Source organism: Streptomyces sp. S465 (genome assembly GCF_026898115.1).
GTDB classification, from domain to species: domain Bacteria; phylum Actinomycetota; class Actinomycetes; order Streptomycetales; family Streptomycetaceae; genus Streptomyces; species Streptomyces luomodiensis.
On record NZ_CP114036.1, the window covers coordinates 8,428,708 to 8,442,120 of the forward strand.

Annotated in this window: 11 protein-coding genes; 7 read left to right on the forward strand and 4 right to left on the reverse strand. The window is 71.9% G+C overall.

What is annotated here, in order from left to right; translation table 11 throughout:
• Positions 1–129 precede the first annotated feature (129 nt).
• Positions 130–2,421, forward strand: a complete 2,292-nt coding sequence (locus N6H00_RS35600; protein WP_268975978.1) for a HelD family protein — start codon at positions 130–132, stop codon at positions 2,419–2,421.
• Here N6H00_RS35600 and N6H00_RS35605 read toward each other — a convergent pair.
• The 3 genes from N6H00_RS35605 to N6H00_RS35615 form a co-directional block, all read right to left on the reverse strand.
• A complete protein-coding gene (locus N6H00_RS35605; protein WP_268975979.1) occupies positions 2,352–3,047 on the reverse strand; it encodes a family 16 glycoside hydrolase in 696 nt (231 codons plus the stop codon). The genes N6H00_RS35600 and N6H00_RS35605 overlap by 70 nt on opposite strands.
• A complete protein-coding gene (gene wecB / locus N6H00_RS35610; RefSeq protein WP_443073258.1) occupies positions 3,044–4,183 on the reverse strand; it encodes a non-hydrolyzing UDP-N-acetylglucosamine 2-epimerase in 1,140 nt (379 codons plus the stop codon). Before wecB ends, N6H00_RS35605 begins: the two co-directional genes overlap by 4 nt.
• A gap of 185 nt (positions 4,184–4,368) precedes the next feature.
• On the reverse strand, positions 4,369–5,610 hold the full coding sequence (locus N6H00_RS35615) for a glycosyltransferase family 2 protein (RefSeq protein WP_268975981.1): 1,242 nt from the start codon (positions 5,608–5,610) through the stop codon (positions 4,369–4,371).
• 579 nt (positions 5,611–6,189) lie between these two features.
• Here N6H00_RS35615 and N6H00_RS35620 point away from each other — a divergent pair.
• From N6H00_RS35620 to N6H00_RS35635, 4 genes are all read left to right on the forward strand, one after another.
• Entirely contained in the window at positions 6,190–8,049 is a 1,860-nt protein-coding gene (locus N6H00_RS35620; RefSeq protein WP_268975982.1) for a polysaccharide deacetylase family protein, read from the forward strand.
• Between the two features lie 106 nt (positions 8,050–8,155).
• Positions 8,156–9,178, forward strand: coding sequence for a glycoside hydrolase family 113 (locus N6H00_RS35625; protein WP_268975983.1), 1,023 nt, complete (start codon positions 8,156–8,158; stop codon positions 9,176–9,178).
• Between the two features lie 75 nt (positions 9,179–9,253).
• Complete coding sequence (locus N6H00_RS35630) at positions 9,254–9,688, forward strand: SRPBCC family protein (protein ID WP_268975984.1); 435 nt, start codon at positions 9,254–9,256, stop codon at positions 9,686–9,688.
• 114 nt (positions 9,689–9,802) lie between these two features.
• Positions 9,803–11,167 (forward strand): NAD(P)/FAD-dependent oxidoreductase, encoded by a 1,365-nt coding sequence (locus N6H00_RS35635; RefSeq protein WP_268975985.1) that lies wholly within the window; start codon positions 9,803–9,805, stop codon positions 11,165–11,167.
• Between the two features lie 72 nt (positions 11,168–11,239).
• Here the strand turns inward: N6H00_RS35635 and N6H00_RS35640 are convergent, their stop codons facing one another.
• On the reverse strand, positions 11,240–11,833 hold the full coding sequence (locus tag N6H00_RS35640) for a TetR/AcrR family transcriptional regulator (protein WP_268975986.1): 594 nt from the start codon (positions 11,831–11,833) through the stop codon (positions 11,240–11,242).
• A gap of 132 nt (positions 11,834–11,965) precedes the next feature.
• Here N6H00_RS35640 and N6H00_RS35645 point away from each other — a divergent pair, with 132 nt between their 5' ends.
• On the forward strand, positions 11,966–13,156 hold the full coding sequence (locus tag N6H00_RS35645; RefSeq protein ID WP_268975987.1) for a cytochrome P450: 1,191 nt from the start codon (positions 11,966–11,968) through the stop codon (positions 13,154–13,156).
• A gap of 5 nt (positions 13,157–13,161) precedes the next feature.
• A complete protein-coding gene (locus N6H00_RS35650) occupies positions 13,162–13,377 on the forward strand; it encodes a ferredoxin (RefSeq protein ID WP_268975988.1) in 216 nt (71 codons plus the stop codon).
• Positions 13,378–13,413 lie beyond the last annotated feature (36 nt).

Below are 13,413 nucleotides of genomic sequence, written 5' to 3' on the forward strand. Positions count from 1 at the left end.
CCTGCCGCCTTGACGGCCGGGGCGTTTCTCCGCGTATATTGGGGATTTCCATGTGCCAATGTTTTATGGCATGCGGAAACCTGATGAAGTCATCGTATCCCGGCGGGAGTCGCATTGTCAAATGAGGAAATGGACCGTGAGCAAGAATTCCTCGATCTGCTCAACGGGCGCCTCGCCGAACTCACGGCGCACGCCGAGGAGGCGGTGACCGAGGCCCTGTCCCTGGAGGGCACCACCTTCCAGGCCCGGCTGGAGCGCGATGTGCTGGTGGCCGAGCGGTCCGGACTGCTCGCCGCGTTCGAGGCGGGGGAGCGCGGGCTGTGCTTCGGCCGGCTGCTGTTCCGCGACGGCCGCGACCACCACATCGGCCGTATCGGCATCCGCCGCGACGACGCGGACCGCACCCCGCTGGTCATCGACTGGCGGGCCGATGTGGCGCGTCCGTTCTACCTCGCCACCGGCCACACCCCCATGGGGCTGCGCCGCAGGCGCCACATCACCACCGAGGGCCCTAAGGTCACCGGGCTGCACGACGAGATCCTGGACCTTGACGACACCGTGCGGACCGGGCACGAGGGGTCCGACGCGGACGCCGTGCTGCTGGCCGCGCTGGACGCCGCGCGCACCGGCCGGATGCATGACATCGTGCAGACCATCCAGGCCGAACAGGACCGGATCATCCGCGCCCCGCACCACGGGGTGCATGTCGTCGAGGGCGGCCCCGGCACCGGGAAAACCGTCGTCGCGCTGCACCGTGCCGCGTATCTGCTCTACGCGCACCGCGAGTCGCTGGCCCGCCGCGCGGTGCTGGTCGTCGGGCCCAACCCGGCGTTCCTCGGTTACATCGCAGAGGTGCTGCCCTCGCTCGGCGAGACGGGTGTGCTGCTCGCCACGCTCGGCGAGCTCTTCCCCGGGGTGACGGCCACCGGCACCGACACCCCCGAGGCCGCCGAGGTCAAGGGCCGCGCCGGGATGGCGGACGTCCTGGCCCGCTTCGTACGCGACCGGCAGTCGCTGCCCGACCCGGCGATCGTGATCGACCACGACGACGGTGAGCTGGTCCTGGACCGGGACATCGCCTCCGAGGCGGGCCACAAGGCCCGGGAGACCGGGCTGCCGCACAACCTGGCCCGGCCGCACTTCGCGTTCCGGGTCATCGACGCCCTCACCGACCAGCTCGTCGACCGGATCGGCGCGGACCCCTACGGCGGGCCCAACCTCCTCGGCGCGGACGACATCGCCCAGCTCGGCAAGGCGATCGCGGTCAACCCCGAGGTGCACGCCGCCATCGAGGAGCTGTGGCCGGCCCTCACCCCGGAGCGGCTGGTGGCCGACTTCCTCGCCGACCCCGTCCACCTCCCCGAAGCCGACGCCGCCGCGATCCGCCGCACCGGCGGCGAGTGGACCCCCGCCGACGTCCCGCTGCTGGACGAGGCCGCCGAACTCCTCGGCCACGACGACGCGGCGGCCCGCGCCCGCGAGGAGGCCGAGCGCCAGGAGCGCATCGACTACGCGCAGGGCGTGCTCGACCTCTCCTACGGCTCGCGCACCCAGGAGTTCGAGGACCGCGACGACGAGGAGTCGGAGGTGCTGGCCGCCCATGACCTGATCGACGCCGAACGGCTGGCGGACCGCGCCGAGGAGCGCGACCACCGCAGCGCCGCCGAACGCGCCGCCGCCGACCGCACCTGGGCCTTCGGCCACATCATCGTGGACGAGGCCCAGGAGCTGTCCGCGATGGCGTGGCGGCTGCTGATGCGGCGCAGCCCCACCCGTTCGATGACCCTGGTCGGCGACCCCGCGCAGACCGCGGAACCGGGCGGCTGCGGCTCCTGGTCCGCGATCCTGGCGCCGTACGTCGGCGATCGCTGGGAGCACACCCGGCTCGGCGTCAACTACCGCACACCCACCGAGATCATGGAGGTCGCGGCCCGGGTGGCGCGCACCGCCGACCCCGCCTTCACCCCGCCGCGCTCGGTCCGCGCCACCGGCGCACGGCCCTGGGCGGAGCGCACCGGCGATCTGCCCGGCGCGGTGGCCGCGGCCGTGGCGCGGGAGACCCGTGCCGAGGGCCGGCTGGCGGTGATCGCCCCGAGGGACCGCCATGCCGCGCTGTCGGCCGCCCTCCCGGACGCGTCCACCGGCCGCTCCCCGGACCTGACCAGCCCGGTGGTCCTGCTCGACCCCCGGCAGGCCAAGGGGCTCGAGTTCGACACGGTGATCGTGGCCGAGCCCGCGGAGTTCGGCACCAGCGACCTCTATGTGGCGCTCACCCGGGCCACCCAGCGGCTGGGCGTGGTGCACACCGGTGAGCTGCCGGCGGGCCTGGACGACCTGGCCGGCCCGGTCGATCAGGAGGAACCCGACGGCTCCGCGGGGACGGTGATGTCCCGGAACTCCGCTCGGGCGTCCTCGGTGTAGGCGCCCACGCTGCCCGCCGTGTACGGGCGTTCGGTGTCGGTGAAGCCCACCACCTGGCGGTCGTCCACCGACACCGTCATCCGCTGACCGCGCTGCCGAACTCGCACGTCCGACCAGTCACCGACCGGGAAGGGGCTGGTGCCGGTGGCCAGGAACCGCTGCCCGCCCCGATAGGCCGGGTCCCGTTTGCCCAGCTCCCAGCCGTTCGGCTTGAGCGCCACGTAGTAGAAGTGCTCCGGGTCGGTGTACGCCCACACCAGCCACGCCACTTCCCAGGGATTGGGCTCGGGTGTGCGCAGTTGCTCCGCCGTGCGCATCCGGGCCCGGAAGTCCACGCGCTCGTAGCGGGCGGTGGAGACCACCAGACAGGCGTGGGTACGGTCCTCCCGGCGGGCCGCCCGCGGGGTGAGCGTCAGCTCGTCCACCCCGCCGACGTTCCCGCCGTAGCCGTGGAACACCGAGCGCCAGGGGCCGTGCACCGAACCGTCCCGCCAGGTCTCGACGTTGTCCGGCGGCCGCTTCTCGTCCCATACGCCGGACAGCGCGAGCACCCCGGCCACCACGAGGGCGAAGGCCAGCACCAGCCCGCCGACACGCCACCAGGTACGCCCTCGTAATGACGTCATGCCACCGGATCATACGAGCCCGGCGCGACGCGCCGCGCGGTGTTCACCGCCTCCTCGGGGCCGAAGTCCTCGGTGAGCCGGGCCACGATGCGCTCGGCGGCCCGGCCGTCGCCGAACGGATTCCCCGCCCCGGCCATCCGCGCGTACTCCCGCGGATCGTCCAGCAGCTGACCGGCGGCGGCGAGGATCGTCTCCGGGTCCGTGCCCACCAGCCGCGCCGCGCCCGCCTCCACCGCCTCCGGGCGTTCGGTGGTGGTCCGCAGCACCAGCGCGGGCTTGCCCAGGCTCGGGGCCTCCTCCTGGAGTCCGCCGGAGTCGGTCAGCACCAGATCGCAGTCGGCGAGGGTGGCGGCGAAGTCCAGATAGTCCAGCGGGTCCACCACCCGCACCCCCGGATGGCCTTCCAGCTCCGGCAGCAGCGCCTCCCGCACCGCGGGACTGCGGTGCAGCGGCAGCACCAGCTCCACATCGCCGCGGTCGGCCAGCCGGCGCAGCGCCGCGCCCATGGACCGCATCCTTTCCCCTTGGTTCTCCCGGCGGTGCAGGGTCAGCAGCACCTTGCGGTGCGCGGTGCGGAAGACGCTTGCCCCGGCGCCCTCCTTCAGCACCCACAGCAGATTGTCGATGACCGTGTTGCCCGTGGTGATCACCTGCTCGGACGGTACGCCCTCGGCCAGCAGCTGGGCGGCGGACCGGCCGGTAGGGGCGAAGTGCCAGCGCGCCACCCGGCCGATCATCCGCCGGTTGAGCTCCTCCGGAAACGGGTTGTCCAGGACGCCGGTACGCAGTCCCGCCTCGACATGGGCCACCGGTACGCGCTCGTAGAACGCGGCCAGCGCACCGCACAGCGCCGTGGTGGTGTCGCCCTGGACCACCACCAGATCCGGCCGTTCGGCGCGGATCACCGTGCCCAGGCCGTCCACCAGCCGGGCGGTCAGCTCCGACAGCCGCTGCCGGTCCCGCATCACGGCCAGGTCGGTCTTCACCCCGACCCCCAGCAGCCCGAGCATCTGCTGGAGCATCTCCCGGTGCTGACCGGTGGTCACCACGACCGGCTGGAACAGCGCGGAGGCGGCCATCGCCCGGACCACCGGGGCCAGTTTGATCGCCTCCGGTCGGGTGCCGAGCACCAGCATGGTGCGCACGGTGCGGGGCGGACGCGGCGCGGACGCCTCGTCCACGGACAGGGACACGGGTCTGCCGATGAGGGACATGGGTCTCCTTGACGAGCGGAGCGGAAGGAGCGGAAGAAGCGGTGCGAGCGGGTGGCGCGGGGTGCGGGGGGTGCGGCGGAACCGGGTGGTGCACGGGTGCGGGCGGATCAGCTGCGGGCGGTCTTGAGCCAGGTGCGCTTTCCGGTGACGGCCCGCCACAGCCCCCACCAGCCCGCGGCGAACCAGATGTAGCCGTAGATCACGAAGACATGGCCGAGCAGTACCGCGCGGAGCGCGCCGAGCGTGGATTCGCGCCGGCGGTAGACGAAGCCGTAGATCCAGGCCGCGGTGAACGAGAGCAGATACGGGCCGAGGAACCACATGGTGGAGACCAGCGGCCGGCCGGCCTGGAGGGAACCGGCGATCGTGCCGACGACCGCCACCAGGAAGGACAGCGGCAGCAGCGAGGTGAGCAGGATCAGCACCGGACTGGACAGGTGGTAGATCAGGTCCATCGCGGCCCGGCCGGGCACATCCCGCAGGATCAGCGGAACCAGGTTGGCCGACTGCAGATGCCCCTGGAACCAGCGGGACCGCTGGCGGACCAGCCGCCGCAGATCCAGGACGGCCTGCTGCGAGACGGCCGCCGTGGTGCAGTGCTGATTGGTCCAGCCGCGGGCGATCAGCCGCACCCCGAGGTCCAGGTCCTCGGTGAGGCTGTCGCTCCAGGGCTTCTCGCCCAGCGTGTCGAGCGCGGACAGCCGCATGAACTGGCCGTTGCCGCCCATGCCGACGCTGCCGATGAAACGGCGGGCGCTTTGGAAGATGTCGCCGTAGACGACGAACTCCATGTCCTGCATCCGGGCCAGCAGCCCCGCCCGGCGGTTGTACATCCGGACGCCGATCTGGGTCGCCCCGGTCCGCGGGTCGTTGAAGAACGGGTCGACCGCCTCGATCACATGCGGGTCCAGCCGGCCGTCCGCGTCCACCACACAGACGATGACGTCGTCCGGGTCCCGGCCGCCGAGCAGCCCGGAAGCGCGCAGCAGACGCACCCCGTCGTTGAGGGCCGCGCCCTTGCCGAGCCGGGCGTTCGGCAGCGTGCGCTGATGGAGCCACACCCGCTCGGGGTCCGCGGACCGCGCGATCTCGGCGGTCCGGTCGTCGGAGGCGTCGTCGATGACCAGGGCGACGCATTTCCCGGCGGGCAGGGCGGTGATCCGCGCAAGGCTTTCGGCCAGTACTTTCTCCTCGTTCAGACAGGCGAGCAGAAAGACGTAGAAGCGTTGGTCACCGGAGCCGGAATGGTGCGGAAGCCGGCGCCGGGACAGCAGGAACAGACCGAAATTGTAGGTACCCGCCATCACGATGATGGCGACGCTGGCCCATATCAGGGGCTCATCGGTCACGTCCGGTCCACCGCGGACAGGTCCTTGGCCCCGGAGGCTGTGGAACCGGTCGCGGAGGGGCGGACGCGCAGCCTTGATCGTGCCACCAGCAGGCCGATGACTATCAGGCAGTACAAGAGAAAACCCGCCCCGGCGGTTGCCTGCAAAGCCCTGGCAACCGGAATTCCGGGAATCATTTCCGGCGCCGCGGCCAGGCCGACCAAGGGCAGCACTGATCCCACAGCAGACCTACCGTACATCGGTCCCCCCACCTTCAGTTGGCGCAGGAGTGCCGGACGCCTCCCCAATGGGCCGGCCGCTGCGCGCTTAGGGAAGGTACCAGACCCAACTGTGCTTCAGTTGAACTTTCAAGGCGTAGTTTTCTGCCCCATCGGCCCCATTGACAGGCAGCCGGAATCGTCAGAACAATCACCGGTTTGTTAGCTCCGTGATCCCGCGTCTGGAATTCCGTGGGGAACCGGCCATGATCCATGCGTTGTGACCGGCCATGATCCTCAGGTCGGAATCGGCCATGATCCGCTGTTTTCCCGCTGTCTCGTTCCAGGTAATGCGGGACCGAATCCGAGGGGGGTAAAGAGCATGAAGGAACCCTGGAGAAGAGCACGGCCGGCCTGGCTGGCGTTCATCGCCCTCGCCATCGCCGCCCTGCTGGGAGGCGGTTTCTGGGCACCCATGGCGGTGGCCCGGGACGGCCGGGGGGACGCCGACCGGTCGGCGACACAGGACACCACCAGCGGTGTGAACGCCGACGACCTCAAGGGCTGGGCGGCCGCGCAGCGGTCCGCCGACCGCGAGCGGCGCGCCGGGACGGCCGGAACGCACACCAGCGAAAAACGGACGACCAAGCAGCTGGGGCGGTCGAACACGGCCACCGGGCCGCGGACGAGGAGCGCACCGCGGGCCGCCGAGCCCGGCCAGGCCAAGACACTGGTCCTGTACGACACGGCGGGCCCGTACGGACACCTCGGTGAGCTGTACGCGATGGGCGCGGCCAACCTCGGCGGCCACTTCGGCACCGTGACCAGCAAGCCGGTCCAGGAGTACACCTCCGGCCTGATCGAGTCCTACGACGCCACCATCTACATCGGCTCCACCTACTACGGCGACGAGATCCCCGACGCCGTACCGGAGGACTTCTACCTGGACACCCTGCTCTCCGAGCGGCCGGTGATCTGGGTCGGCGAGAACATCTGGAACATGGCGAACTCCATCAGCCTCCAGGAGTTCGAGTACCGGTACGGCTGGGACCCGACCTCCTCGTTCTACGAGACGGACGGCAGCGTCGGCCAGATCACCAAGGTCACCTACAAGGGTCAGGAGCTCACCCGGAAGATGCCGGCGGGCCTGGACGCCGGTGTGCTGCACCCCCACCTCACGCCCGGCGGGGACAACGGGACCGTGACCGAGCTGGCCCAGGCGGTCGACACGGCCGGGGGCACCGAGAAGACCTCCCCGTGGGCGATCCGCTCGGGCAACCTGACCTACGTCGGTGAGATCCCCTTCACCTACGTCTCCGAGACCGACCGGATCATCGCCTTCCAGGACCTGCTCTTCGACGCGCTGGCCCCGGACACCGCCGAGCAGCACCGGGCCATGGTGCGCCTGGAGGACATCACCCCGCTCTCCGACACCACCAGCCTCCGGGCGATCGCGGACTACCTGAAGTCCAAGAACATCGCCTACGGCATCAACGTCATCCCGGTCTACAGCGACCCCAAGGGCGTGCAGAACAACGGGGTGGCGCGCACCGTGCGGCTCTCCCAGCGCCCGGCGCTGGTGAACACCCTCAAGTACATGCTCAACAACGGCGCGGTGCTGATGGACCACGGCTACACCCATCAGTACGGCAACACCGACAACCCGTACAACGGGCTCACCGCCGATGACTTCGAGTTCTTCCGGGCCCATGTGGACGCCACCGACACGGTGGTCTACGACGGCCCGGTGACCGAGGACTCCGCCGAGTGGGCACAGGGGCGGGTCACCGCCGCCCTGGCCGAGTTCGCGAAGGTGGGCCTGCCCACGCCGAAGCTGTGGACCACCCCGCACTACGCGGCCTCGGCCACCGACTACAAGGTGTTCGCGCAGAACTTCGCGGCCCGGATGGAGCGCCCGCTGTACTTCTCCGGCACCCTCTCCGGCGCCGAGACCGACACCAGCCGCTACCTCGGACAGTTCTTCCCGTACCCGGTCACCGACGTCTACGGCACCAAGGTGATCCCGGAGAACCTGGGTGCCTACGAGCCCGAGGCCCAGAACAACAACCCGCCCCGGCTGGCGGCCGACCTGATCAACAACGCCAAGGCCAACCTGGCGGTGCGGGACGGCTTCGCCAGCTTCTACTACCACCCCTACCAGGCGGTCGAGCCGCTCCAGGAGACCGTCGAGGGCATCCTGGCGCTCGGCTACACCTTCGTCAGCCCCGAGAGCCTGATCTGACGCACCGTCCGTACCTCACGTCCGTCAAGCCGTTCCCGGCCCGCTCCGCGCGGGCCGGGAACGGCCACGTGTCCGTTCCCGCCCGAGGAAGGAAGGCCCTGACCCGATGAGAGCGCTGAGGCGGGTGACCGCGGCGGTCACCGCCGCCGTCGCCGTCCTGACCGGATGCTCGGCCGGTGGGAACGACGACCCGCCCGCCCCCGATGAGCAGGTGCGGGGCATCACGCTGCCCGCCTGGAACACCGACGACTACGACCGTCCCGAGGCCGGCCGCTATCTGCGGCAGATCGCCGGGACCGGCGCCCGGTGGGTGGTCTTCACCCCCACCTGGTACCAGAACGGCACCCGTCGCGCGACGATGCACACCACCGAGGAGACCGCCAGCGACCGCAGTGTGCGCCGGATCGTCGGCCTGGCCCATGACGCCGGGCTGAAGGTGATGCTCAAACCGCATGTGGACCTGGTGGACGGCGGCGACCGGGCCGGTATCCGGCCCGCCGACCCGGACGCCTGGTTCACCGCCTACCGCCGCTTCATCACCCACTACGCCCGGCTGGCCGGCGCACTGGACGTGGAGAAGTTCGCCGTCGGCACCGAACTGGCCGGCACCTCCACCGACCGCCGCCGCTGGACCGATGTGATCTCCGCGGTGCGCGACACCTACGACGGTCCGCTGACCTACGCCGCCAACTACGACGAGTACGCCCGCATCCGCTTCTGGGGCTCCCTCGATCTGATCGGCATCGACGCCTACTGGCCGCTGGCCGACTCCGCCACCACCGACCCCGCGCGACTGGCGGCGGGCTGGAAGCCGATCGTCGCCGAACTCGCCGATTTCGCCGCCCGGTGGGACAAGAAGATCCTGTTCACCGAGGCCGGCTACACCAGCCAGCGGGGCGCCGTCGCCGCACCGTACTCCTGGACCGTCAGCGAGCGCACGGCGACGGACGAGCAGTCCGCCGCGTATGACGCGCTGCTGACCGCCTTTGACGGCCGGTCCTGGTGGGCCGGGGTGTGCTGGTGGATGTGGGACGACTGGCCGGACAGCGGTGAGACCGCGCCGCGGCTGGCCTACACCCCCCATGGCAAACCCGCCGAGAAGGTGCTGCGCAGCTGGTGGCGGGGGTGACGGCCGCGACCCCGGCCGCCCCGCCGACGGCCCTGCCGACCGTCTGGGAGGCCGCCGGTCGCCTACGATCCCGCTGTGGCCCCCTTCCGCGTCCAGCGGCGCTCCCCGCTGACGGCCGACGAGACCTGGCGGCGGCTCACCGACTGGCCGCGCCACGGTGACCAGGTACCGCTGAGCGGCGTCACCGTCCACCCGGCGGGGCCGACCCGGGTGGGCACCGTGGTCGTGGTGCGCACCGGTGTCGGCCGGGCCGGGTTCGACGACCCCATGGAGGTCGTGCGCTGGGACCCGCCGGCCGGTGACGCTCCCGGGCGCTGCCGGCTGGAGAAGCGCGGCTCGGTGGTCCTCGGCTGGGCCGAGATCGAGGTGCGCCCCCGGGACGGCGGCTCCGAGGTGGTGTGGCGCGAGGAGGCGCGGCTGCGGGGGCTGCCCCGGCTGTTCGACCCGGCCACGGCCTGGTCCGGCCGGCTGCTCTTCGGCCGGGTGGTCGACGCGCTGCTCGCGGAGTGACCGGCTCGGCCCGGACCGCGGGGGACGCGGGCGGGGCCGGTTCCGCCGGGTGTTCGCCTCGGGAGCGCCTCCGCCACGGTGACGCAGGGGTGATCTTGCGCTACTCTCCGTAGTATGGGGGTTCAGGGGGAGACCACGGGACGAGGGACCGCGGTGGTGATCGGCGGAGGTCTCGCCGGGATGCTGGCCGCATGGGCGCTGCGGGGACATGCCGAGCGCATTGTCGTGGTGGAGCGCGACCGCTATCCCGAGCGGCCCGCGTTCCGCTCGGGCCTGCCGCAGGGGCGCCACGCACATCTGCTGCTCGAGGCCGGGCACCGGGCGCTGGAGGAGCTGATGCCCGGTGCGCGCGAGGAGTTGCTGGCCGCCGGCGCGGTGCGCGTGCCGATGTCGGGCGTGCGCTGGCTGAGCGCGGCCGGATGGCTCGCGCGGTACGAGAGCGAGGTCGCGTTCCTGTCGTGCACCAGACCGCTGCTCGACCATACGGTGCTGAGCCGGGTGCGCGGCGAGCCCACGGTGCGCTGGCTGGAGAACACGGATGCCGTCGGCCTCCTCGGCGCGTCCGGCCAGGTGACGGGCGTCCGGGTCCGGGGCCGGGGCGACGCCCGTGCCAGGGTGCGCGAGCTGCGCGCGGAGCTGGTGGTGGACGCCTCCGGGCGGGCCTCCTCGCTGCCTTCCTGGCTGGCCCGGCTGGGCTGCCCGGTCGCCCCGGAGGAGCGCGTCGACGCGGGCGTGTCCTACGCCAGCCGGTTCTACCACCGCTCCACCGGGCCGGATCCGGGCTTCGCCGCGCTCTATCTCCAGACCAAGGCCCCCGACGCGCCCAGGCTCGGTGTGGTGCTGCCGGTGGAGGACGGCCGGTGGATCGCCAGTCTCGGCAGTATGCGCGGGGCGGCGGCCGAGCCCGGCGAGGCCGGGTTCGACCGGCAGCTCCGGCTGCTGCGCGATCCGAGCCTGCGTGAGCTGCTGGCCCGCGCCGAGCCCGCCGGCCCGGTGCGCGGCTTCTGGCCCGGCCCCGGTGTGCGGCGCCACTACGAGCGCCGGGCGCCCCGGGGGCTGGTGGTCATCGGCGACGCCGCGTGCACCTTCAACCCGGTCTACGGCCAGGGCATCACCGTGGCCGCGCTCGGCGCCCGCGCCCTGCGGGCCGCCGCCGAGCGCCACGGCGGCATAGGCCACCGCACGGCACACACCGCCCGCAAGGGCATCGCGGCGGCCACCGACAGCGCGTGGATGATGTCCTCCAGCGAGGATGTGCGCTTCCCCGCCACCACGGGCGGCCCCGCCGGTGTGTCGGTCCGGGTCCAGCACCGCTACCTGGACCGGGTCATGCGGCGGGCCACCGTCGACCCACAGGTCTGCAAGGCGCTGCACGAGGTGATGTCGCTGGTGGCCGACCCCACCGCGCTGATGCGTCCCGCCGTCCTCAGAGCCGTTCTGCGCGGCGGAGGGAGCGGCCGGCCCGCATTCCCCCAGTGATCGCCGCGATGCCGCGAGGGGAGTTCCGCCAGGAGTGCCCGCCCTCCCACGACCCGCCCGCCCACGGTCCGCCTACGGTCTGCGGTCCGGTGTCGGAAGGCCGTCCAGGAGTGTGCCGAGCGCGGTCGTGACCAGCGCGCACACCTCGTCCGGGTCCGCGCCGGCCAGCGGCTCCTTGCCCACGATCACCCGCATCGTCCCTATGCCGAGCAGCCAGGACAGCGCCAGATCCGCCCGCAGCTCGCGGTTGTCGGCGCTGGACAGGGTGGCCAGCACCCGTGCGTAGGCGTCGCTGATGGCCCGCACCGCCGTACCGATCTCATCACCGCTGTCCACGGAGCGCAGCAGGGTCGCCAGGCCGCGGGTGCCCGGTTCCTTCCCGCCGTGGCCGAGCAGCCCGCGCAGGGCGGCCTCCAGCAGCTCATGGGGAGGGGTGGTACGCAGCTGCTCCTCCCCGTTGTGCGCGATCACCTCGCCGAACAACGCTCTTTTCGAGCCGAAATAACGGAACAGCAGCGCCTGGTTGACCCCCGCCCGATCGGCGATGTCCCGGACCGTGGCCCGTTCGTAGCCCCGCTCGGCGAACAGCGCCACCGCCGCCTCCAGCAGCCGCCGACGCGTGTCCCGCGCATCCCGGCGCTGCCCCTCGGACATCGTCCCACTCATCCCGGCACCCCTCTCGTCTGCTTGCGGCGATTCCCCGTCGGTCCGTCAGATCAACGGCGCAAAGGGGCCGTTGACCGTACCAGGCGGCGCCTCCTAGGTTTGTAAGCACGTGCTTACGCAAGGGAGGTCACGGTGACCACAGCGGAGACGGCAACCCTCGCCTATCCCTTCAACTCCGCCGAAGGACTGGCGCTCAGCGAGGCGTACGAGGAGGCCAGAAACCGCCCCGGACTGCTCCGGGTGCGCTTGCCCTACGGTGAGCCCGCCTGGCTGGTCACGCGGTACGCCGAGGCCCGGCTGGTGCTCGGGGACCGGCGCTTCAGCCGGGCGGCGGCGCTCCACCACGACGAACCACGGCAGTCCGAGGCCCGGCGCGACAGCGGCATCCTGACCATGGACCCGCCCGACCACACCCGGCTGCGCACCCTGGTCGCCAAGGCGTTCACCGTCCACCAGGTGGAGAAGCTCCGCCCGTGGGTACGGCAGCTGACCCAGGACCTGCTCGACGACCTCGAGGCCGCCGGGCCGCCCGCCGATCTCGTGGACCGCTATGCGCTGCCCATTCCGGTCGGGGTCATCTGCGCGATGCTCGGCGTCCCGGAGGAGGACCGGCCCAAGTTCCGGGTCTGGAGCGACGCCGCGCTGTCCACCAGCTCCCTGAGCGCCGAGGAGTTCACCCGCAACCGCGACGAGCTGCGCGCCTATATGGCCGGGCTGATCGAGGCCCATCGCATCGACCCGCGCGACGACATCATGACCTCGCTGATCGAGGCGCGGGACGCGGGTGACCGGCTGTCCGAGCTCGAACTGGTCGATCTGTGCGTGGGCATCCTGGTGGCCGGGCACGAGACCACGGCCACCCAGATCCCCAACTTCGTGCTGACGCTGCTGGAGCACCCGGAGGAACTGCGCCGGCTGCGCGAGGACCCCGACCTGGTGCGCGGCGCCGTCGAGGAGTTGCTGCGCTTCGTACCGCTGGGCATGGGGGCCTCCATGCCCCGCTACGCCACCGAGGACATCGAGGTGGGCGGGACGCTCGTGCGCAGTGGGGAGCCGGTGCTGGTGGCCGTCGGCTCGGCCAACCGCGACGCGCTGCGCTTCGACCAGCCCGGCACGTTGAACGTCGCCCGCCCCGCCACCCAGCACCTCGGCTTCGGCCACGGTGTGCACCACTGCCTCGGCGCGTCCCTGGCCCGGCTGGAGCTCCAGGAGGCGCTCGGCGCGCTGATCACCCGCTTCCCGGACCTGCATCTGGCCGGGGACGTGCGGTGGAAGGACCAGATGCTGGTCCGCGGGCCCCGTGTCATGCCGATCGGGTGGTGAGCCGGATGACCTGGAAGGCGGAGATCGACTCCGGCCGGTGCATGGCCTCCGGCATGTGCGCCGGAATCGCCCCCGATCTGTTCGTCCTGGACGAGGAGCACGCCCGCCCGCTGGGTGCGGAGGTGCCGCGGGAGGAGCGGGTGCTGGACGCGGCGGACTCCTGTCCCGCGCTGGCGATCACCATCCGCGACGGCACGACGACCGTCGGACCGCGTCCCTGAGCCACGCCCCCGAAGCCCTGGAGCCGAAGGGCTCCA